At 67.1% G+C, this 19,717-nt stretch carries 21 protein-coding genes; 3 read left to right on the top strand and 18 right to left on the bottom strand.

The window, feature by feature from the left end:
* Window positions 1-38 precede the first annotated feature (38 nt).
* The 8 genes from KB879_RS00745 to KB879_RS00710 form a co-directional block, all read right to left on the bottom strand.
* Window positions 39-1,169 carry an acyl-CoA dehydrogenase family protein gene (locus KB879_RS00745; protein ID WP_013955257.1) on the bottom strand — a complete coding sequence of 377 codons (1,131 nt, stop codon included), beginning with the start codon at window positions 1,167-1,169 and terminating at the stop codon, window positions 39-41.
* Window positions 1,170-1,199: 30 nt separating this feature from the next.
* Window positions 1,200-1,880 (bottom strand): SDR family oxidoreductase, encoded by a 681-nt coding sequence (locus KB879_RS00740; RefSeq protein WP_013955256.1) that lies wholly within the window; start codon window positions 1,878-1,880, stop codon window positions 1,200-1,202.
* A gap of 93 nt (window positions 1,881-1,973) precedes the next feature.
* The gene (locus KB879_RS00735; RefSeq protein WP_013955255.1) at window positions 1,974-3,152 is read right to left on the bottom strand and encodes an acetyl-CoA C-acetyltransferase; all 1,179 of its coding nucleotides are present in this window, start codon (window positions 3,150-3,152) and stop codon (window positions 1,974-1,976) included.
* A 50-nt stretch (window positions 3,153-3,202) separates the two neighbouring features.
* Window positions 3,203-3,874: a carbonate dehydratase gene (gene can, locus KB879_RS00730; protein WP_013955254.1), complete on the bottom strand. Its 672-nt coding sequence runs from the start codon at window positions 3,872-3,874 to the stop codon at window positions 3,203-3,205.
* The gene (gene aceK / locus KB879_RS00725; protein ID WP_153957034.1) at window positions 3,871-5,706 is read right to left on the bottom strand and encodes a bifunctional isocitrate dehydrogenase kinase/phosphatase; all 1,836 of its coding nucleotides are present in this window, start codon (window positions 5,704-5,706) and stop codon (window positions 3,871-3,873) included. Before aceK ends, can begins: the two co-directional genes overlap by 4 nt.
* A gap of 108 nt (window positions 5,707-5,814) precedes the next feature.
* Window positions 5,815-6,996, bottom strand: coding sequence for an isovaleryl-CoA dehydrogenase (locus KB879_RS00720; RefSeq protein ID WP_013955252.1), 1,182 nt, complete (start codon window positions 6,994-6,996; stop codon window positions 5,815-5,817).
* Window positions 6,997-7,060: 64 nt separating this feature from the next.
* Window positions 7,061-7,537 (bottom strand): PaaI family thioesterase, encoded by a 477-nt coding sequence (locus KB879_RS00715; RefSeq protein ID WP_013955251.1) that lies wholly within the window; start codon window positions 7,535-7,537, stop codon window positions 7,061-7,063.
* A gap of 128 nt (window positions 7,538-7,665) precedes the next feature.
* On the bottom strand, window positions 7,666-8,130 hold the full coding sequence (locus tag KB879_RS00710; RefSeq protein WP_013955250.1) for a MerR family DNA-binding transcriptional regulator: 465 nt from the start codon (window positions 8,128-8,130) through the stop codon (window positions 7,666-7,668).
* A gap of 208 nt (window positions 8,131-8,338) precedes the next feature.
* On the opposite strand from KB879_RS00710, the gene KB879_RS00705 reads away from it, so the two are divergent.
* Window positions 8,339-9,415 (top strand): MBL fold metallo-hydrolase, encoded by a 1,077-nt coding sequence (locus tag KB879_RS00705; protein WP_153956606.1) that lies wholly within the window; start codon window positions 8,339-8,341, stop codon window positions 9,413-9,415.
* Window positions 9,416-9,431: 16 nt separating this feature from the next.
* On the opposite strand, the gene KB879_RS00700 is transcribed toward KB879_RS00705, so the two are convergent.
* From KB879_RS00700 to argS, 5 genes are all read right to left on the bottom strand, one after another.
* Complete coding sequence (locus tag KB879_RS00700; protein WP_211980547.1) at window positions 9,432-10,265, bottom strand: helical backbone metal receptor; 834 nt, start codon at window positions 10,263-10,265, stop codon at window positions 9,432-9,434.
* Between the two features lie 2 nt (window positions 10,266-10,267).
* Window positions 10,268-11,074, bottom strand: a complete 807-nt coding sequence (locus tag KB879_RS00695; RefSeq protein ID WP_211980546.1) for an SDR family oxidoreductase — start codon at window positions 11,072-11,074, stop codon at window positions 10,268-10,270.
* Between the two features lie 107 nt (window positions 11,075-11,181).
* On the bottom strand, window positions 11,182-11,817 hold the full coding sequence (locus tag KB879_RS00690; RefSeq protein WP_013955246.1) for a thiol:disulfide interchange protein DsbA/DsbL: 636 nt from the start codon (window positions 11,815-11,817) through the stop codon (window positions 11,182-11,184).
* Between the two features lie 166 nt (window positions 11,818-11,983).
* Complete coding sequence (locus tag KB879_RS00685; protein ID WP_013955245.1) at window positions 11,984-12,709, bottom strand: SPOR domain-containing protein; 726 nt, start codon at window positions 12,707-12,709, stop codon at window positions 11,984-11,986.
* A gap of 117 nt (window positions 12,710-12,826) precedes the next feature.
* Window positions 12,827-14,623 (bottom strand): arginine--tRNA ligase, encoded by a 1,797-nt coding sequence (gene argS / locus KB879_RS00680; RefSeq protein ID WP_211980545.1) that lies wholly within the window; start codon window positions 14,621-14,623, stop codon window positions 12,827-12,829.
* Between the two features lie 254 nt (window positions 14,624-14,877).
* On the opposite strand from argS, the gene KB879_RS00675 reads away from it, so the two are divergent.
* Window positions 14,878-15,198, top strand: a complete 321-nt coding sequence (locus KB879_RS00675) for a DUF1840 domain-containing protein (RefSeq protein ID WP_013955243.1) — start codon at window positions 14,878-14,880, stop codon at window positions 15,196-15,198.
* Between the two features lie 174 nt (window positions 15,199-15,372).
* On the opposite strand, the gene KB879_RS00670 is transcribed toward KB879_RS00675, so the two are convergent.
* Complete coding sequence (locus KB879_RS00670) at window positions 15,373-15,801, bottom strand: DUF883 family protein (protein ID WP_013955242.1); 429 nt, start codon at window positions 15,799-15,801, stop codon at window positions 15,373-15,375.
* A 52-nt stretch (window positions 15,802-15,853) separates the two neighbouring features.
* Window positions 15,854-16,021, bottom strand: a complete 168-nt coding sequence (locus KB879_RS00665; protein ID WP_010812883.1) for a DUF1328 domain-containing protein — start codon at window positions 16,019-16,021, stop codon at window positions 15,854-15,856.
* A gap of 284 nt (window positions 16,022-16,305) precedes the next feature.
* Here KB879_RS00665 and KB879_RS00660 point away from each other — a divergent pair, with 284 nt between their 5' ends.
* The gene (locus tag KB879_RS00660) at window positions 16,306-17,709 is read left to right on the top strand and encodes a CHASE3 domain-containing protein (RefSeq protein ID WP_211980544.1); all 1,404 of its coding nucleotides are present in this window, start codon (window positions 16,306-16,308) and stop codon (window positions 17,707-17,709) included.
* Between the two features lie 45 nt (window positions 17,710-17,754).
* On the opposite strand, the gene KB879_RS00655 is transcribed toward KB879_RS00660, so the two are convergent.
* The 3 genes from KB879_RS00655 to KB879_RS00645 form a co-directional block, all read right to left on the bottom strand.
* Window positions 17,755-18,162: a response regulator gene (locus KB879_RS00655; RefSeq protein WP_211980543.1), complete on the bottom strand. Its 408-nt coding sequence runs from the start codon at window positions 18,160-18,162 to the stop codon at window positions 17,755-17,757.
* 45 nt (window positions 18,163-18,207) lie between these two features.
* A complete protein-coding gene (locus KB879_RS00650; protein WP_013955238.1) occupies window positions 18,208-18,840 on the bottom strand; it encodes a response regulator transcription factor in 633 nt (210 codons plus the stop codon).
* 307 nt (window positions 18,841-19,147) lie between these two features.
* Complete coding sequence (locus KB879_RS00645) at window positions 19,148-19,609, bottom strand: hypothetical protein (RefSeq protein ID WP_211980542.1); 462 nt, start codon at window positions 19,607-19,609, stop codon at window positions 19,148-19,150.
* Window positions 19,610-19,717 lie beyond the last annotated feature (108 nt).

Genomic DNA, 19,717 nt, shown 5'->3' with positions numbered 1-19,717 from the left:
GCCGCCTTCGCGGCATGCACCCCATCGTACGCGCATAGCTAGGCCAGCGCGCGCGCGATCAGGATCTTCTGGATATCGCTGGTGCCCTCGTAGATCTGGCACACGCGCACGTCGCGGTAGATGCGCTCCACCGGGAAGTCGCTGACGTAGCCGTAGCCGCCAAACACCTGGATCGCATCCGAGCACACCCGCTCGGCCATCTCGCTGGCAAAGAGCTTGGCCATGGCCGCCTCCTTCAGGCAGGGGCGGCCGGCGTCGCGCAGCGCGGCGGCGTGCCACACCATCTGGCGCGCCACGTCGATGCGGGTGGCCATCTCGGCCAGGCGGAACTGCACCGCCTGGTGCTGGAACAGCGGCTGGCCGAAGCTCTCGCGCTCCTTGGCATAGGCCAGCGCCGCCTCGAACGCGGCGCGCGCCATGCCGATGCTCTGCGAGGCGATGCCGATGCGCCCGCCTTCCAGGCCCGACAGCGCCATCTTGTAGCCGCCGCCCTCGTCGCCCAGCAGGTTGGCCGCCGGCACGCGGCAGTCCTCGAACAGGATCTGCGCGGTGTCCGACGAGTGCTGGCCGAGCTTGTCCTCCAGCCGCGCGACCACGTAACCCGGGGTCGAAGTCGGCACGATAAAGGCGCTGATGCCGCGCTTGCCGGCAGCCTTGTCGGTCACGGCCAGCACGATCGCCACGTCGGCGTTCTGGCCGCTGGTGATGAACTGCTTGACGCCGTTGAGCACGTAGTGGTCGCCGTCGCGGACCGCGCTGGTGCGCAGCGCCGAGGCATCCGAGCCGACGTGCGGCTCGGTCAGGCAGAACGCGCCCAGCATCTCGCCGCGCGCCAGCGGCACCAGCCACTGCTGCTTCTGCGCCTCGCTGGCGAACGACATCAGCATGCTGCACACCGGGCAGTTGTTGACGCTGATGACGGTGGAGGTGCCGCCATCGCCGGCCGCGATCTCTTCAAGGATCAGCGCCAGCGACAGGTAGTCCAGGCCGGCGCCGCCGTATTCCTCCGGCACTGCCACGCCGTAGGCACCCAGCGCCGCCAGTTCGCGGTGCACGTCCTTGGGGAAGGTCTTGTCGCGGTCCCACTGCGCGGCCTGCGGCGCGATCACTTCCTGCGCAAACTGGCGCACGGCGTCGCGGATCATTTCCTGTTCGGGGGTCAGCAGCATGTCGGTTCGGTGATCAGTGTGCGGGCGCGCTTACCAGGGGATGGGCGTGCCGTCGTAGTTATGGAAGGTGCCGTTGTCGCGCCGCTTGACGCCAGCCAGCACCTGGCGCATGCCCTTGACGCTCTGCTGCACGGTCAGGTCGGCTTCCTGGCCGCCCATGTCGGTCTTGACCCAGCCCGGGTGCAGCGCGACGCAGGTGGCGTGGCGCGCATCGAGCGAGACCGCGCGCAGCGCCGCATTGGCGCCGGCCTTGCTGACGCGGTACAGCCAGCTGGTGCTGTGCTCCATCGCGGTGATGCTGCCCATGCGCGAAGACAGCACCGCCAGCACCCCGCCGTGGCCGGACTGGCCCGCTTCGACGTAGGGCAGCAGCAGCGGCAGCGCCATCATCGGGCCGAGCACGTTGACATGCATCACCTGGTCGAATTCCTGCGGCGTGACCGGCTGCGCGCCTTCGGTGCGGGGCCCCAGCACGCCGGCGTTGTAGATCGCCACGTCGAGGGCTTCGCCGTCGAGCTTCCAGCCCAGGCCCGCGACCGCGCCGGCATCGGACAGGTCGACCTGGTGAGCTTCGGCACCCAGCGCCTGCAGCGCGCCGACGCCTTCGGGCGTACGCGCCGCCGCGATGACGCGCCAGCCGTCGGCACGGTACTGGCGCACGAATTCAAGGCCGATGCCGCGCGAGGCACCGAGGATCAGGACGGTTGGCAAGGCTGTGCTCCTTTGACTGGCTACTTGGGTTCAGCGAACTGCCTGGATCTTGCGCCCCTCCCCCTTTATGAGGGAGAGGGGCGCAGAACTACGTCAGAGAATCTCAATACCGACCGCGGTTGCCTCGCCGCCGCCAATGCACAGGCTCGCCACGCCGCGCTTGCCGCCGGTCTTGCGCAGCGCGCCGATCAGCGTGGTCATGATGCGTGCGCCCGAGGCGCCGATCGGGTGGCCCAGCGCGCAGGCGCCGCCGTGGATATTGACCTTGTCGCGCGCGATCTTGAGGTCGTGCATGGCCGCCATCGGCACCACGGCAAAGGCCTCGTTGATCTCGAACAGGTCGACGCTGTCGGTGGTCCAGTCCAGCTTGCGGTACAGCTTGGCGATGGCCTCGACCGGCGCGGTGGTGAACCAGCCCGGCGCCTGCGCGTGGGTGGTGTGGCCGAGCATGCGTGCGATCGGCTGCAGGCCGAGCTTCTTCGCGGTGGAGGCGCGCATCATCACCAGCGCCGAGGCGCCGTCGTTGATGGACGACGACGAGGCCGCGGTGATAGTGCCGTCCTTGGCAAAGGCGGGCTTGAGCGAGGGGATCTTGTCGAGCTTGATGCGGCGCGGGCCTTCGTCGGTGTCGATCACGGTGTCGCCGCCCTTGCCGGACACGGTCACTGGCGCAATCTCCCAGCGGAAGTCGCCGTTCTCGGTGGCCTGCTGGGCGCGGCGCACGCTTTCCATCGCGAATTCGTCCTGCTGCTCGCGCGTAAAGCCGTACTTGGCGGCGCAATCCTCGCCGAAGGTGCCCATGGCGCGGCCCTTGTCATACGCGTCTTCCAGGCCGTCCAGCATCATGTGGTCGTAGATCATGCCGTGGCCGATGCGGTAGCCGCCACGGCCCTTCGGCACCAGGTACGGCGCATTGGTCATGCTCTCCATGCCGCCGGCAATGGCGATATCGAACGAGCCCGCGATCAGCCCGTCGTAGACGGTCATGGCCGCGCGCATGCCCGAGCCGCACATCTTGTTGACGGTGGTGCAGCCCACGCCCAGCGGCAGGCCGGCGCCCAGCGCGGCCTGCCGCGCCGGGGCCTGGCCCTGGCCGGCCGGCAGCACGCAGCCGAACACCACTTCTTCCACCTGCTCGGGCTTCAGGCCGGCGCGCTCAACGGCGGCGCGGATGGCCACGGCGCCCAGCTGCGGCGCGGTGACGCTGGCGAATTCGCCCTGGAACGCAGCCATCGGCGTGCGGGCGGCTGAAACGATAACGATCTCTTCCATGTCGGGTCTCCTGGATCGGTGTATGAAGAAGCGGTGTCGGGTGGGTCCGGTCAGCGGATCGACGCCTGCGGCGGATCGCCGTACTGGCGGTAGGCCGCGGCCAGCTGCTCGTGCAGTTCTTCGTTGCTGCTGGCGGCCATGCCCAGGTCGCGCAGCAGGCCGTCGGACACGCCGTAGACCCAGCCATGCACGGTCACGGCCTGGCCGCGGGTCCAGGCATCCTGGAGCACGGTGGTCTGGCAGACGTTGTTGACCTGCTCGATCACATTGAGCTCGCACAGCCGGGTATGGGCGTCGTCCTCGCGCAGCAGCGTGCCGAGATAGGCCTCGTGCTTGTCGGCCACGTCGCGCACATGGCGCAGCCAGTTGTCGGCCAGGCCGATGCGCTCGCGCTTGAGCGCGACCTTGACACCGCCGCAGCCGTAGTGGCCCACCACGGTGATATGGCGCACCTTGAGCACCTCTACCGCGAACTGGATCACCGCCAGCGCGTTCAGGTCGCTGTGCGCGATCACGTTGGCGATATTGCGGTGGACGAACACCTCGCCCGGGGCCAGGCCCAGGATCTGGTTGGCCGGCACGCGCGAATCGGAGCAGCCGATCCACAGGTACTCGGGCGCCTGCTGGTTGGCCAGGCGCATGAAGAAGGTGGGGTCTTCGGCGTTGACCCGGTCGACCCACTCGCGGTTGTTGCGGAACAGCTGGGCAATGGCGTCAGTCATGCGACCCTCCTTGCGGGACCAGGATCGGGAACGGCAGCCTGCACGCTGCCAGCTTCGCCGTAGCGGTGAATGAATCGCTCTGAACTGTGATAGGCAAAGAAGTCATGAACATGTCCGGCCAGGAGCCGGTCCTTGTGGCTCTGCCACATGGCAGGGTCGAAAAAGTCCGCATGGTGGCGCAGGAACGCCGCGCGCACGCGCGTGTCGCCCAGCAGGAAGGTGCGGAAGGTCTCGGGAAAGATATCGTGCGGACGCACCGTGTACCAGACCTCGCCCGACATCTCCTCTTCCTCGTTGCGCGGCTGCGGCACGTCGCGGATGTTGCAGTCGGTCAGGTACTCGATCTCGTCGTAGTCGTAGAACACCACGCGCCCGTGGCGCGTGACGCCAAAGTTCTTGTACAGCATGTCTCCCGGGAAGATGTTCGCGGCAATCAGCTCCTTGACGGCGTTGCCATATTCGATCACGCCGTGCTCGACCTGCGCGTCGGAGCCCTCCGTCAGGTAGATGTTCAGCGGCGTCATGCGGCGCTCGATATAGACGTGGCGCACCACGATCTCTTCGCCGCCGTCCTTGCCGCGCTGGTATTCGATCATCGACGGCGCGTGCTGCTCGAACTCGCGCACCAGCGCATCATCGAAGCGCGAGAGCGGGAAGGCCACGTCGGAGTACTCCAGCGTATCCGCCATGCGGCCCACGCGGTCGTGCTGCTTGACCAGCTGGTACTTGGACTTGACCAGCTCGCGCGTAGTTTCCTTGGGCGCCGGGAAAAAGTCCCTGATGACCTTGAACACGTACGGGTACGACGGCAGCGTGAACACCAGCATCACCAGCCCGCGGATGCCGGGCGCAACGATGAACTTGTCCGACGAATGCTGCAGGTGGTGCAGGAAATCGCGGTAGAACAGGTTCTTGCCCTGCTTCTGCAGGCCCAGCGAGGTATAGATCTCGGCGCGCGGCTTGCGCGGCATGATGTCGCGCAGGAAGGTCACGTAGGCCGACGGAATCTCCATGTCGACCATGAAGTAAGAGTGCGTGAACGAGAACAGGATCAGCAGCTGTTCCTTCTTCAGCAGCACCGTGTCCAGCATCAGCTTGCCCGAGGGGCCGTGCAGGATCGGGATTGCCAGCGGGAAGGTGTGGTCGCCGTTCAGGATGCGGCCGATGATGAAGGCCGCCTTGTTGCGGAAGAACAGCGACGACAGCGTATGGATCTGGAAATTCGGCGCGATGCGCAGGTCGCCGAAATGCTCGCTGACCGCGCGCACCACGTAGCCGATATCGCGCGGCAGGTCCTCGAACGGGCTCTCCAGCTGGAAGTTGTGCACGATGCGCTCGAAGCACGCGGCCATGCCCTCGCGGCTGCCCGGGTAGTAGGCGCGGAAGGTCGGGCGCGTGGGCGATTCCTCGTTCTCGATGTACTCGGTCGAGATCGCCGGGCGCACGAAGATGAAATCGTTGTTGAAGTACGAGCGGTGCAGGATGCGCGTGCAGACCGAGTTGAAGAAGGTCTCGGCCAGCTCGGGCTGGTGGTGGTTGGTCAGGAGGCCGATGTAGTGCAGCTTGATCTGCTGCCAGATCTCGTCCTCGATGTTCTCGGCGTCGTACTCGTCTTCCAGGATCACGCTCGATTCGCGCACGCGCTCGTTGTAGAACGCAATGCGGTCGCGCTGAATCTGCTGCAGCCCGTGCCAGTCGCCGGCCTCGAACTTGAGCTTGGCCTGGTGGCTGACCTCGCGGAACAGGCGGTAGTGCTTGTCGAACCCGTCGAGCATCGTTCTCGCCACATCGAAGGCAATCTGCGAGGAGAGCAGTTTGGGGAAGTGGGACATGGGTCGACGGGGGCCGGGGGCAATACTGCGAGAGGTCTTGCGACGGGTACTGAGATTGTAATGGGGTTCGGGCGGGGGCTCCGGGTGATTTCGGCGCCCCCTTGCGCTTTACATGGTCTCCGCGAACAGCTCGCGGCCGATCAGCATGCGGCGGATTTCCGAGGTGCCGGCGCCGATCTCGTACAGCTTGGCGTCGCGCCACAGCCGGCCGGCGGGGTATTCATTGATATAGCCGTTGCCGCCCAGGATCTGCACGGTCTCACCCGCCATCCAGGTGGCCTTCTCGGCGGTGTACAGGATCACCGCGGCGCAGTCCTTGCGCACCTGGCGCACGTGGCCGCTGCCCAGCGCGTCCAGGTTCTTGCCGACCGTGTACAGGTAGCTGCGCGCGGCCTGCAGCGTGGTGTACATGTCGGCCACCTTGCCCTGGATCAGCTGGAATTCGCCGATGCTCTGGCCGAACTGCTTGCGGTCGTGGATATACGGGGTAACCACGTCCATGCACGCCTGCATGATCCCGACCGGGCCGCCCGACAGCACCGCGCGCTCATAGTCCAGCCCGCTCATCAGCACCTTGGCGCCGCCGTTCTCGGCGCCGAGGATGTTCTCGACCGGCACTTCCACGTCCTGGAACACCAGTTCGCCGGTGTGCGAGCCGCGCATGCCCAGCTTGTCCAGCTTTTGCGCCACCGAGAAGCCCTTCATGCCCTTCTCGACGATAAAAGCGGTCATGCCGCGCGCGCCCAGCTCGGGCTCGGTCTTGGCGTAGACCACCAGCACGTCGCAGTCCGGGCCGTTGGTGATCCACATCTTGGTGCCGTTGAGCACGTAGCGGTCGCCCTTCAGTTCGGCGCGCAGCTTCATGCTGACCACGTCGGAGCCGGCATTGGGCTCGCTCATCGCCAGCGCGCCGATCCACTCGCCCGAGACCAGCTTGGGCAGGTACTTCGCCTTCTGCGCGGCGGTGCCGTTGCGGTGGATCTGGTTCACGCACAGGTTGGAGTGCGCGCCGTAGGACAGGCCGACCGACGCCGAGGCGCGGCTGATTTCTTCCATCGCGATCATGTGCGCCAGGTAGCCCATGTTGGCGCCGCCGTATTCCTCGGCCACGGTGATGCCCAGCACGCCCAGGTCGCCCATCTTCTTCCAGGCGTCCATCGGGAACTGGTCGGTGCGGTCGATCTCGGCGGCGCGCGGGGCTAGTTCGGCCTGGGCCCAGTCGCGCACGGAGTTGCGCAGCATCTCGATGTCTTCGCCCAGATCGAATTTCAGGCCTGGCAGTTCGGTCATGATGGTCTCCTGTTTGGAATCGGTATGTGTGTCGGGTTCCGGATGGATGGCCGGATCCGTCAGTTCAGACGTGGCCCAGTGTCTTGACCACGCACAGCGTCATCAGCATGGTGGCCACCTGCTTGCGGCGGCCGTCCTGCTCGACATAGACATCGCCCTGCGCCACGATCAGCGTGCGCCCGGGCTTGAGGACCCGCCCCACCGCCACCAGGCGTTCGCCCTGGGCGGGAGACAGCAGGTTGATCTTGTATTCGGCGGTCAGGCCCGCCTCATCTTCGCCCACCATCGTCAGCGCGGCATAGCCGCAGGCGCTGTCTGCCAGCGCACCCACCGCGCCGCCGTGGAAGAAGCCGTGCTGCTGGGTCACGCCGTCGGACCACGGCATCGCCAGCTCGACCTCGCCGCGGTCCACCCGCCGCAGGCTCGCGCCAAAGGTGGTCATCAGCCCCTGGCGGGAAAAACTGGTGGCAATGGCGTCGGCGCGCGCGGCGGACAGCGATCCTGGTTCAGCGGGTACGGCACTGGCGTTGGATGACGTCATGGCGGAGTTCCGGTGTGAAAACGTTGGGTCGCCGGGCAGCCACAGGCTGCGCGCGCTGTCCGGGTATTCTATTGACGTTTACGTAAACGTCAATCCCATCCGGCACGGATGCCGGTGGAAGTGGCGCTTCAGGCGGCGGTGGTCCGGGCCGGCGCATCGCCGCCTTCCGTGGCCGGCTGCGGCTTGCCGGTCTGCGCGGCCAGCAAGGCCCTGCACTGCCGCTCATGCTGGTCGATCTCGGCCAATTGAGCCTGCAAGTCTTCCATCTGCTGCTCCAGCGTGCGCCGGTGCGCCGCGAGCGAGTGCAGGAAGCGCTCCAGCTGCGGGGTGGTGTCGCGCGGCGACTCGTAGAGATCAAGGATCTCGCGGATCTCATTGAGAGTAAGCCCCAACCTCTTGCCGCGCAGCGTCAGCTTCAGCCGGGTCCGTTCACGGCCGTTGTAGACCCGCTTGCGCCCGCCCGGCCCTTCGCGCTCCGGCGACAGCAGGCCCTGGTCCTCGTAGAAACGGATGGCCCGGGGCGTGATGTCAAATTCACGCGCAAGGTCGGTGATGGTGAAGGTGGCGGAAGCCGCCGCTGGCGTCGCTGACATAGCCTGCCCAAAGAAAGTGAACGGTCGTTCGTTGTGAAGTCAAGTTTTCGCTTAAGATGGAAACGAGCCGTATGATTGACGTTTACGTTAGCGTCAACCAGGACGGCTGGCAACCGGTGCTTTCACGCCCCAGGTCTTTCGGGCCGGGCGTGGCGGCAGAACGAGAAAGCCCGCGCCCTGGCGCCAGGCTTCGACCACGAGACTCCTCATGAACGCACTCGAACACCAGCTCCAATACCCGTTCGGCGACACCATGCCCGAGCCCGGCTCCAAGCAGGAAGTCGCCCCCGGCGTCTACTGGCTGCGCATGCCGCTGCCGTTCGCGCTCGACCATATCAACCTGTGGCTGCTGCGCGACCGCCTGGACGGCCGCGACGGCTGGACCATCATCGACTGCGGCATCACCAACGACATCATCAAGGGCCACTGGGAAACCATCTTCGCCAATGAGCTGGAAGGCCTGCCGGTGGTGCGCGTGCTGGTGACGCACAGCCACCCCGACCACGTCGGCCTGGCGCACTGGCTGTGCAAGCGCTTCGGCGTACGGCTGTGGATGAGCCTGGGCGACTACATGAGCGCGCGCGTGATGGGCAGCGGCACCGGTGCCGGCTCCAGCGCGGGCGGCGACGCCGCCGCCGCGCACTTCGCGCTGCACGGCCTGACCGATGCCGACAGCCAGGAAAAGCTGCGCGCGCGCAAGACCTACTACCCGTCGCTGGTGCCGGACCTGCCGGCGCAGTACCGCCGCATGATGGAAGGCGACACGGTACGGATCGGCACCGATGCGGCGACCTCGGCCTGGCGCGTGATCACCGGCTTCGGCCATTCGCCCGAGCACGTGGCGCTGTACAACGCCGCCACCAATGTGCTGATCTCCGGCGACATGGTGCTGCCGCGCATCTCGACCAATGTCAGCGTGTTCGACATGGAGCCCGAAGGCAATTCGCTGCAGCTTTACCTGGACTCGCTCGGCAAGTATGAGCCACTGCCGCAGGACGTGCTGATCCTGCCCTCGCACGGCCGCCCCTTCCGCAACCTGCATACCCGCATCATGCAGCTGCGCGAGCACCATGCCGACCGCCTCGCCGAAACGCTCGAAGCCTGCGGCGGGAAGGCCTGCAGCGCGCACGACATCGTCAGCGTGATCTTCAAGCGCCAGTTCGACATCCACCAGATGACCTTCGCCATGGGCGAGTCGCTGGCCCACCTGCACTGCCTGTGGCACCGTGGCGAACTGGTGCGGGAGACCGGCGACGACGGCGTGATCCGCTTCCGCGCGGCCTGACTGGCTTAGCAGGGCCTTAGTTGGCGGCCGCCAGCGCCGCCAGGTAGCGCACCCCGTCGATGGCGCGGCTGCCATACCAGGACAGCATCTCGCCGTCGACCAGCAGCACCGGCTTGCCAAGCTGGCGCTCGAGCGCGTCGGCGTGGTCTTCGGTAAAGCGGTAGGGCTCGGTCGACAGCAGCACGAGGTCGAGCTCGCGCACCAGCGCGTCGCTCCAGCGGAAGGTGGGATAGCGCTCGCCGGGCGCGTTGGGGCGGCTGCAGTCGCCGCCCACGCAGGCTTGCAATGCAGCGCCGCCGTCCGGCCAGGTCTGCCAGTTGGCCAGCGCCAGCAAGCGGCTGATATAGGTGTCGCGCGACACCGTCATCCACGGGTCCTGCCAGATCGTATACAGCACGCGGCGCGCCGGCCACGGGCGCACGCAGATCGCGTCCAGCTGCACCTGCAGCGCCGTGCACAGCGCCTCGGCTTCGGCGTGGCAGCCGAAGATGCCGCCCAGCAGCTGGTACAGGCCCAGATTGTCTTCCGGCGCGCACGGATGGGTGACGATCACATTGGGCACGAACGCGCGGATCTCGTCCACGGTCTCGCGCCGGTTCTCATCGATATTGACCACCACGTGCGTGGGCGCCAGCTCGCGCAGCCGCGCCACGTTCACGTCCTTGGTGCCGCCCACCTTGGGCACCGCGCGCACGGCCGGTTCCGGGTGGATGCAGAAGCCGGTGCGCGCCACCATCTGCCGGGCCAGCCCGAGCGCGAACAGCAACTCCGTCACCGACGGCACCAGCGACGCGATCCGCACCACCCCGCTGGCGGCGGCATGCTGCTGGCCGATGGCGTCGCGCCACATGGTCAGGGCTCCTGCGGCGGGTCGGCGCGCCGCGGCTTGCGCGGCGCGCCCGCGGCCAGCGCATCGTAGAGCCAGCGCGGCATCACGTGCAGCAGCGCCGCCACCACGCCCATCGGCCACGGAATCACGCGGAAACGCCGGCCGGCTGCGATCACGCGGACGGCCTTGCGCGCGAACACGTCGGCATCGGTCAGGAACGGCATGCGGTACGGGTTGTGCGCGGTCATCGGCGTGCGGATATAGCCAGGCGCGATCGTGACCACGCGGATGCCGTGCGCGCGCTGCTCCAGCCGCAGGCTTTCCAGCAGCTTGATCACCGCCGACTTGGACGCGCTGTAGGCGCCCGCGCCCGGTAGCCCGCGCACGCCGGCGACGCTGGCAATGCCCACCAGCGTGCCGCGGCGCCCGAAGTGGCCAGGCTCGCGCGCCTGCATCGCGCGCAGGAAGGGCTGGAATGTGGTCAGCACGCCGAACCAGTTGGTATCCATCACCTGGCGGAAGGCGTCGAGGTCCTCGCGCTCGCTGGCGACGGTGCCGACCGAGACCCCGGCATTGGCGATCACCACGTCCGGGCAGCCGAAATGCCCAAGGAAGTCCTGCGCGGCGCGCGCCATGGCGTCGGCATCGCGCACATCGGCGCCGTAGACGCGCACCGCGCCCGGGTTGGGCAGCGTGGCGACAAACTCGCGCAGCGCGTCCTCGCGGCGCGCCACCAGCCCGAGGATGGCGCCCTGCGACGCGTATTCGCGCGCGAGAGCCTGGCCCAGGCCGCTGGAGGCGCCGGTCAGGAAGACTTTGAGAGGACGCATGAAGGCAGGGTTGCGGTCTGAAATAAAAAACGGCTGGTACAGGATACCAGCCGTTTGGCTTGCTACAGGTGTTGGATAACCCTCGGCTTGCGAAGGCCGCCAGCAGATTACATCTTCTTCGCCTTCACCTGGTCCACCAGGTAATCCATGGTCTGGATCGCGCCCTGCTTGTTGCCGGCAATCGACGGCGAGGTCACGAACTTGCCCTGCACCACCACGGTCGGCACGCCGTCGATCTTGTAGGCGTCGGCGATCTTGTTGGCGCGCTGCGAGTTGGTGGTCACCGTGAACGAGTTGTAGGCGTCCAGGAAGGCCTTGCGGTCCACACCGTTCTTGGCCATGAAGTCGGCGATCTCGTTGGGGTCCGTCATGCGCTTGCGGTCCACGTGGATGGCGTTGAAGACCTTGGTGTGCATGGCGTCGAGCTTGCCGATGGCTTCCAGCGCATAGAAGATCTTGGTGTGCGGCAGCAGGTCGTCACGGAACGCGACCGGCACGCGCTTGAAGACCACGTTGCTGCCCTGCTTCTTGACCCAGGCTTCCAGATCCGGCTCGAAATCGTAGCAGTGCGGGCAGCCGTACCAGAAGAACTCGGTCACCTCGATCTTGCCCGCGGCGACCGGCTGGGCCGCCTTCAGGACCTGGTATTCCTTGCCCTCGGCGGGCGCCGCCCGGGACGGGGCGGACATCAGCAGGCCGCCCACGGCGGCGAACATGGCGAACAGTGCGGCGAGTTTTTTCATCTTGGTGCGGCCTTGCGGTTTGGACGATGAGCGTATGACAGCGGCGGCGGCGTCCGGTTCAGCGGAACGCCGGCCACTTCTAGTGACAACGTGTTGCGGCGGTTACCGGCGATGACAGCCAGTGCCGCCGGCACGACCGGAATAACGCCTGACCCTGCGGTCCGGCTTACTGCTTGGTGAAGCGGATCACCGAGGCCTCGAAGCCGGACGACTGCAGCCGGTCGCGTGCCTTGTTCATGTCTTCGATGCGGTTGAACGGCCCCAGGCGCACCCGGTACATCTTGACGCCGTTGACGTCGCGTTCGGTGATCCTGGCTTCGAAGCCCTGCATCGCCAGGTTGGCCTTCTGGCGGTCGGCGTCGTCCGACGAGCGGAACGCGCCCACCTGCAGCAGGTAGCCCACCTTGTTGGCGTCGGCCTGGGCGATCTCGGCGATCGGGTCGGCCACCGGCTTCTCGGCCGGCTTGCTGGCGACGGGCTTGTCAGCCGGCTTTTCCGCGGGCTTTTCCACCGGCTTCTCGGCCGGACGGGCCACTGCCACCGGGGGTTGCTGGCCGTTCTGGCCAGAACGGCCGTTCGCCTTCGGTTCCGGCTCGGGCGGCTGGCCCACCGGCTTGGCCGGGGTCTTGCTCCACAGCGGCTTGTTGGGGTCGCTCGGGCCCTCGTCGGCGCGCTGGGCCGGCGGCGGCAGCTGGCTGGTGACATTACCCGGCTCGCTCGGGCGCGGGGCACTCTTCTGCTGGAACGGGGTCGGCGACTTGGTGATGTACAGGGCGACCACCACGGCGATGGCCAGCCCGACGATCAGCCCGAGCACCAGGCCCAGGAACGTACCGCCGCGTTGCTGGTTGCGGCGGACATGGCGCGACTCGCGCTTGCGTTGCTGTTGCATGAAGTCCTCTTCGGTGATGCCGGGATTATAGGGCCAGCGCCGCCAACGGCAGCACTGGCATCGTCCCCGGGGCCGGACGGCCCCGTGCGTCCCGCGCGGGGGACGCCGGACGTCTGCTTACATGCGGCGCGGAGCGGACACGCCGATCACCGCCAGGCCGTTGCGCAGCACCTGGCGCGTGGCGGCCAGCAGCGCCAGCCGGGCGCGCTTGACGGCCTCGTCGTCCACCAGCACGCGGTCGGCGTTGTAGAAGGCGTGGAAGTCGCCGGCCAGGTCGCGCAGGTAGAAGGCGACCGCATGCGGCGCCAGCTCGGCGGCGGCGGCCGACAGCATGTCCGGGAACTCGGCCAGGCGCTGTCCCAGCGCCTGCGCCTGGGCGCTGGCTTCGGGGCCGGTCACGGCGGACAGGTCGGCGCCGGCCAGCTCGGCCAGGCGGGCTTCCCAGTCCGCGCCGCCCCACGACTCGAAGATCGAGCAGATGCGGGCATGGGCGTACTGCACGTAGTACACCGGGTTCTCGTCGCTCTGCTTGAGCGCGAGGTCGACGTCGAACACGAACTCGGTATCGGCCTTGCGCGACAGCAGGAAGAAGCGCACCGCGTCGCGGCCACGGGTGAAGTGCGCGGGCCAGTCGGCCACGCCTTGCTCCAGGCAGCCGCGGATGGTCTCGCAGGTGTCGTCCTGGCCGTTGGACCATTCGATCAGGTCGCGCACGGTGACATAGGAGCCGGCGCGCTTGGAGATCTTGACCTCCTCGCCGTTCTTCATCACGGTGACCATCTTGTGCAGCACGTAGTCGGGGTAGCCCTGCGGGATGCCCATGTCCAGGCCCTGCAGGCCGGCGCGCACGCGCGCGATGGTGCCGTGGTGGTCGCTGCCCTGCACGTTGATGACCTTGGTGAAGCCACGCTCCCACTTGGTGGTGTGGTAGGCCACGTCCGGCACGAAGTACGTATAGGTGCCGTCGCTCTTCTTCATCACGCGGTCCTTGTCGTCGCCGTCGTCGGTGGTGCGCAGCCACAGCGCGCCCTCGCTCTCGTAGGTCTTGCCCTTGCCGATCAGCGACTGCACCGCGGCTTCGACGCGGCCGTCGCTATACAGCGACGACTCCAGGTAGTAGCGGTCGAACTTGACGCCGAAGGCCTGCAGGTCGATGTCCTGCTCATTGCGCAGGTAGGTGATGGCAAACTTGCGGATCGAGTCGATGTCCTCGACGTTGCCTGACGCGGTCACGGGCTCGCCGTCCGAGGCGCTGACAGTCTTGCCGGCCAGGAAATCGGCGGCGATGTCGGCGATGTAGTCGCCGTTGTAGGCGGCCTCAGGCCAGCTGGCGTCGCCCGGCTTGAGGCCGCGCGCGCGCGCCTGCACCGACAGCGCCAGGGTCTGGATCTGCACGCCGGCGTCGTTGTAGTAGAACTCGCGGTGCACGTGGAAGCCCTGCCACGACAGCAGGTTGGCCAGCGCATCGCCCAGCGCCGCCTGGCGCCCGTGGCCAACGTGAAGCGGGCCGGTCGGGTTGGCCGAGACGAACTCCACCAGCACCTGGCCGTGCACGCCGCGCTCGCGCGCGCCGTAGCGGTCGCCCTCGGCCAGCACCGCGCGCAGCACGTCGGCCTTGGCGGCCGGGGTCAGGCGCAGGTTGATGAAGCCGGGGCCGGCAATCTCCATGGCCTGGACCAGGCCCTGCGCGCGCGCGTCGGCCTGCACCGCATCGACGATGCGCTGGGCCAGCTCGCGCGGATTGCTCTTGAGCGCGCGCGCGACCTGCATGGCGATGTTGCAGGCAAGGTCTCCGTGGGCGGCCACCTTGGGCCGCTCGAAGGTGACGGCGGGCAGGGTGGCATCGGCCGGGGCGAGCGCGCGCACCGCATCAGTGAACGCGGCGGCAAGATTAGAGGTCTGAACAGGCAGCATGGATGTCGGAAGCCCTGTGGGCAAGGTATTCAGGCGCAGCCCCTGGGGCAGCGCCGGCGCCCGGAATACGGCAAGTGACGGCAAAGCAACGCCGCGCCGCGTGACAGGCATGGGAATCGGGAACGCCGAATTTTATCAGGTGCTATGCTGACATCATGCGCGAGGATGGCCCCGGGCCACAATCCGGGGCCAAAATCAGCGAGACTTCCCGCCCCCGGGAACGCCCCCGCCTCTCCGTGAAAGGAAAACACATCATGCTGATCACCTTCAAATCCCACGCCGCGCAGGACCTGATCATGATGAAGGATCTGGCGATGACGCTGCTTGGCATCATCGGCAAGCGCCTCGGGGAACGAGGGGTGATCACCGTTGAAGAGCTTCCAACCGCGATCCACAAGCTGGAAGCCGCGGTCGCCGATGCCAAGACCCATCCCGCCAGCTCGGCCGTCGAAGCGGACACCGGCAAGGACGAAGACGAGGAAGAACCGCTGCACCTGGGCCAGCGCGCCTACCCGTTCCTGGACATGCTGCGTGCCTCCCAGCGTGAGGGCGCCAACGTGATGTGGGGGGTGTGACGGGAACAGACACCCGGTTGCGTGCGGCACGGATCGCCGCGCGCAAAAAAAAGCCCGGCACCGCAGTGGGCTGCCGGGCTTCCGGACGAGAATTCCGGAAAGGGGGAATCCCTTGCAGGACCCGCACGGCGTGCCAGGCGGATCCCGGTATCGGTGTGGTGGCTGGGGGCGGGCCTAATCCTCCTCTGAATGGCGCCGGCCATTGGCCAGCAGCAGCCCGATCAGCGCCCCCACGGCCGCCGCGATCGCCACCGCCTTCAGCGGCGACTCGGCCACGCGGTGCTGGGCGTGTTCCACCGCACCATCCATGCGCTCGCGGGCGCGCATCATGCCGTCGGTGGTCTGGGCGCGCAGCCGATGCGCCATGTCGGTGGCCCGCTCGCGCAGGCGCTGCCCGGCGCGCATGCTCTCGGCAGAGCCCTCGCGCGCCAGTACTTCGATGGTGTGCTCCAGCTGGGCGATCAGCGCCTTGACTTCTGCGGATACCGGCGCTGCCGCATCGCGCGTGTCGCGCGCGGCATGCCTGATATGGCGGATGGCACTGTCGGCACTGTCGGACAGGTGGTTCAGTTCCTTCCTGACTTTCGGGTTCTGCGTCAGCATACGGTCTCCTCAGGTTCGGTCGGCGGTGGGGAAAAACGGCTCGCGGCCGGTGTCATCGCCCCCTGCGGACCAGGCCCATCACCGCGGCGACCAGCGCCACGACCAGGAAGATGAAGAACAGGATCTTGGCGATTTCCACGGCGCCGGCGGCAATCCCGCCGAAGCCGAAGATCGCGGCGATCAGGGCGATGACGAAAAATACGAGTGCATATTGCAGCATGGCTAGGCTCCCGAAGCGATCGGACCGCGCCAGGCGCACTGGCTGGGCCCATGTGAGGGCTTGCGCCAAGGGGTGCAAGCTCATAGCCTCATCGTAGAAAGCCAGCCCGCGCACCAATACTGACAGCGAGCCGATTCCGTTGTCAGCCGAGTCCTACAAGCTCTCGGACAACGCCCGCGCGGGCCCGGCTTCAAGGTTGACCCATGGCGATCGATGTGATTCCATGGGCGCTCCCTGGCGCTGCGGCGGGCGAGCGGCGCGCCTTCACTAAACAGGAATTGCCCATGTTCAAGCAGTCTTTTCTCCCCCACACGCTGCTGCTGGCGGGCGGCATCCTGCTGACGCTGGCGGTGCTGGTGGCGTCGGAAACCGGCAATATCCGCCTGCGCGAAAGCTATACCGACGTGATCCGCTCCCAGCGCGTGCAGACCGAGCTGGCGGCGCTCAACGGCGAGCTGGTCAATGCCGAGGCCGGCCAGCGCGGCTTCCTGCTGACCGGCAAGGAAAGCTACCTGGAGCCGTACTACAAGGCCCTGCCGCGCATCGCCGAGCTGATGGCGCAGATCCGCGCCGGCTATGCCCACGATCCCGAAGGCCTGAAGCAGTTCGCCGATACCTCCAAGCTGGTCAACAGCAAGCTCAACGAGATGGCGCTGACGCTGGTGTATGGCAAGCGCGACCTGGAAGTGGCACTGGACCTGATCCGCACCGACTACGGCAAAGAGACCATGGACAACGCGCGCCGCGGCCTGGACCAGCTGCAGGCGCGCGAGGCCGGCGCGGTCTCGCACCGGCTGGAAGGTGCCGAGAACGACGTGCAGCTGTCGCGCTACGGCATCGGCCTGCTCACGGCCATCAACATCATCCTGATGATGGCGGTGGGCGTGGGCCACGCCAAGCGGCTGTCGATGGCCGAGGCGGTGCGCATCCAACTGGAAGAGGAAAGCGTGCGGCTGGACCGCAAGGTGCGCGCCCGCACGCGGCAGCTGTCTGCGCTGGCCGCCCACCTGCAGCGCGTGACCGAGGACGAGAAGACACGCCTGGCGCGCGAGCTGCACGATGAGCTGGGCGCCATCCTGACCGCGATCAAGCTGGACCTGCACTGGGTGCGCCGCAAGGTGCAGGAGGACCATCCGGTGGCGGCGGAGCGCCTGACGCGCGTGATGCTGCACGTGGACCAGGGCATCCAGATCAAGCGCCGCCTGATCGAAGACCTGCGCCCCACGGTGCTGCTGAACCTGGGCCTGCGCGCGGCGGTCTGCCAGCTGGTCGAGGAAGTGGGGGGCCGCAATGACTGGGAGACCCATGTCAGCGTGCCGGAAGACCTGCCGCCGCTGCGCGACGAGGCCGCGATCGCGCTGTACCGGATCGTGCAGGAATCGCTGACCAACGCCAGCAAGTACTCTGAAGCCAAACACATCGATGTCAGCCTGGCCTGCCAGGGCAACCTGCTGACGCTGACCGTGCGCGACGACGGCAAGGGACTGCCGGCGGACTTCGACGCCGGCAGCACCGCCGGCCACCACGGGCTGCTGGGCATGGAGCAGCGCGTCACCGCGCTGGGCGGCAGCATGCAGATCGATTCCTCGGCACAGGCGGGCGTGCGCATCCGCATCGAGGTGCCGCTGACGGACGCGGTGCTGGCGCCGGCAGAGGAGCCGGAAAACCAGGAGCCGGCGCGCGCCTGACGCGCACCGGCGGACAGTGATGAGGGAACGAGGTGCTGGCCCGGCTCAGGGCGCCGTTGCCGCGTGCTCCTCGATCACGCGGAACACCTGCTCGAGCTCGAGCGACTTGTCGAAGAAGTAGTCCGCACCGGCCTCGGCGCACTGGCGGCGATACATGCTGACCTGGGCGTGGTTGGTGTAGACGATGCGCACCGCGCCGGTGCCGTTGCGCTGCATCGCGCGCAGCACATTGATGCCGTTGCCCTGGCGCAACTGCAGATCGACGATGACCACATCGTACTTGCCGGCGGCGAGCAGCCGCAGCGCCATGGCTTCGGTATCGGCCCAGTCCACGTTCTCGATGAACGGGAAATCCTTCAGGTATTCGAGCAGCATGCCTCGCAGGACCGCCGAGTCTTCAATCAGCAGTATGCTCAGCGCCCGGTAGGAAGTGTTCGAAGCCTGCTCCGACATGTTATGTATTGCTGGTCCTCGTCCGGTGCCGCCCATCTCGGGCTGTTATTCGACCAGGCCGTTCTTGATGGCGTAATAGGTCAGGTCAGCGTTGGTCTTCATGCCCATTTTCTCGAGAATGCGGGAACGATAGGTACTGACGGTCTTGACGCTGAGAAACAGTTCGTCGGCAATCACCGACACCGACTGCCCCCGCGACAGCTTGCAGAAGATCTGGAACTCGCGCTCCGACAGCATCTGGTGCACCGGCTGTTCGGTCGGCTTGTCGAGCCCGCCGATCAGCAGGTCGGCCACGGTGGCACTCACGTAGCGGCGGCCCTGGGCCACCGTGCGGATGGCCTTGACCAGGTCGTCCGGGGCGCTTTCCTTGGTCAGGTAGCCAGAAGCGCCGGCACGGATCAGGTTGATCGCGTACTGGTCTTCCGGGTACGTAGACAGGATCAGGACCGGCAATTCGGGCTTGCGCTGACGGATCAGCTTGAGCACGTCGATGCCGTTGCGGTCGGGCATCGAGATATCCAGGACCAGCACATCGAACTCGGCATCGCGCAACTGCGCCATGACCTGGTCGCCGCTTCCGGCCTCGCCTGTCACCTGGATGTCGGGCTCTTCGGAAAGGAACTGGCGCAGCCCGGCACGCACAATCTCGTGATCGTCAGCGATCAGGACGCGGATCATGTGGGCTCCACTGGGTTGAACAGACCGGCACATTGCCCGGTGCAGTCGGGTGCAGGCGGAACCGCTTGCGTTGATGTCATTGTAGTGCCGGGCGCGGGCGCGGGCTGTCAGTGTCAGGCTGACATTGGGGCGGGGCCAGCCCCCACAAGGCACACTGATCGCGCACAAAAGCAAAGCGGGACGGATGTGATCCGTCCCGCTTTGCTGCGGCGCGTCAGTACTGAAACTTCCTGGAGGGCCCTGGCACCGCCGGCACCGGCACGAGGCTAGTCGCCAATGGCCAGTGACTGTGGACTAGCGCAGCACGTTACTGCGCCTTGGCACCCGCGTCAGCACCGGCGCTGACGCCCACGCTCGCGTCGGTCTTGGCCTTCTTGGTCGACTTGGTGGCGTGCTTGCCATGCTTGGCCTTGGTGCCGGCGTCTGCCGCGGCGTCGCCGGTGGCGTCGGCAGCGGTGCCGACACTCTTGTCGACCGCCGCGCCGGCGGTCGACAGGCCCTTGTCAGCCGCCGAGCCTGCTGCCGACATGCCCTTGCTGGTCGCCGCGCCCGCGGTCGACAGACCCTTTTCGGCCGCGCCTGCGGCACCCGTGGCGGCGCTGCCGGCAGTGTTCAGGCCGCCCTGCGCTGCAGCGGCGGGAGAGGGTGTGGTCACCGATGCGCCGACGTCGGCCTTCGTGCCAACGGAAACGCCGGTGCCTTGGGCCATGGCCAGCGAGGAAGCGGCGGCGATCGACAGAGCGGACAGGGAGAGCAGCAGTTTCTTCATGGACAGACTCCTTTCAGGATGCCCCGCGGCGAAACATTCGCCGCGGTGATCACGCTGGTGATTGCGTGTATCGAGCCCTCAGTCTAGGGAGCCGGACTGCGCCGGTCT

The organism is Cupriavidus sp. KK10, from assembly GCF_018223725.1.
Lineage (GTDB): Bacteria > Pseudomonadota > Gammaproteobacteria > Burkholderiales > Burkholderiaceae > Cupriavidus > Cupriavidus necator.
Note: the sequence above shows the minus strand (reverse complement) of the source record. Positions and strands in the feature narration are given on the sequence as shown.

What these genes read in the sequence shown, in the direction of transcription:
- KB879_RS00650 (WP_013955238.1), bottom strand. Translation starts at nt 18,840, where the DNA reads ATGATCCGCGTCCTGATCGCTGACGATCACGAGATTGTGCGTGCCGGG.
- argS (WP_211980545.1), bottom strand. Translation starts at nt 14,623, where the DNA reads ATGCTGCCTGTTCAGACCTCTAATCTTGCCGCCGCGTTCACTGATGCG.
- KB879_RS00710 (WP_013955250.1), bottom strand. Translation starts at nt 8,130, where the DNA reads ATGTCAGCGACGCCAGCGGCGGCTTCCGCCACCTTCACCATCACCGAC.
- KB879_RS00675 (WP_013955243.1), top strand. Translation starts at nt 14,878, where the DNA reads ATGCTGATCACCTTCAAATCCCACGCCGCGCAGGACCTGATCATGATG.
- KB879_RS00690 (WP_013955246.1), bottom strand. Translation starts at nt 11,817, where the DNA reads ATGAAAAAACTCGCCGCACTGTTCGCCATGTTCGCCGCCGTGGGCGGC.
- KB879_RS00720 (WP_013955252.1), bottom strand. Translation starts at nt 6,996, where the DNA reads ATGACCGAACTGCCAGGCCTGAAATTCGATCTGGGCGAAGACATCGAG.
- KB879_RS00705 (WP_153956606.1), top strand. Translation starts at nt 8,339, where the DNA reads ATGAACGCACTCGAACACCAGCTCCAATACCCGTTCGGCGACACCATG.
- KB879_RS00715 (WP_013955251.1), bottom strand. Translation starts at nt 7,537, where the DNA reads ATGACGTCATCCAACGCCAGTGCCGTACCCGCTGAACCAGGATCGCTG.
- KB879_RS00700 (WP_211980547.1), bottom strand. Translation starts at nt 10,265, where the DNA reads ATGTGGCGCGACGCCATCGGCCAGCAGCATGCCGCCGCCAGCGGGGTG.
- can (WP_013955254.1), bottom strand. Translation starts at nt 3,874, where the DNA reads ATGACTGACGCCATTGCCCAGCTGTTCCGCAACAACCGCGAGTGGGTC.
- aceK (WP_153957034.1), bottom strand. Translation starts at nt 5,706, where the DNA reads ATGTCCCACTTCCCCAAACTGCTCTCCTCGCAGATTGCCTTCGATGTG.
- KB879_RS00670 (WP_013955242.1), bottom strand. Translation starts at nt 15,801, where the DNA reads ATGCTGACGCAGAACCCGAAAGTCAGGAAGGAACTGAACCACCTGTCC.
- KB879_RS00665 (WP_010812883.1), bottom strand. Translation starts at nt 16,021, where the DNA reads ATGCTGCAATATGCACTCGTATTTTTCGTCATCGCCCTGATCGCCGCG.
- KB879_RS00655 (WP_211980543.1), bottom strand. Translation starts at nt 18,162, where the DNA reads ATGTCGGAGCAGGCTTCGAACACTTCCTACCGGGCGCTGAGCATACTG.
- KB879_RS00645 (WP_211980542.1), bottom strand. Translation starts at nt 19,609, where the DNA reads ATGAAGAAACTGCTGCTCTCCCTGTCCGCTCTGTCGATCGCCGCCGCT.
- KB879_RS00695 (WP_211980546.1), bottom strand. Translation starts at nt 11,074, where the DNA reads ATGCGTCCTCTCAAAGTCTTCCTGACCGGCGCCTCCAGCGGCCTGGGC.
- KB879_RS00745 (WP_013955257.1), bottom strand. Translation starts at nt 1,169, where the DNA reads ATGCTGCTGACCCCCGAACAGGAAATGATCCGCGACGCCGTGCGCCAG.
- KB879_RS00735 (WP_013955255.1), bottom strand. Translation starts at nt 3,152, where the DNA reads ATGGAAGAGATCGTTATCGTTTCAGCCGCCCGCACGCCGATGGCTGCG.
- KB879_RS00660 (WP_211980544.1), top strand. Translation starts at nt 16,306, where the DNA reads ATGTTCAAGCAGTCTTTTCTCCCCCACACGCTGCTGCTGGCGGGCGGC.
- KB879_RS00685 (WP_013955245.1), bottom strand. Translation starts at nt 12,709, where the DNA reads ATGCAACAGCAACGCAAGCGCGAGTCGCGCCATGTCCGCCGCAACCAG.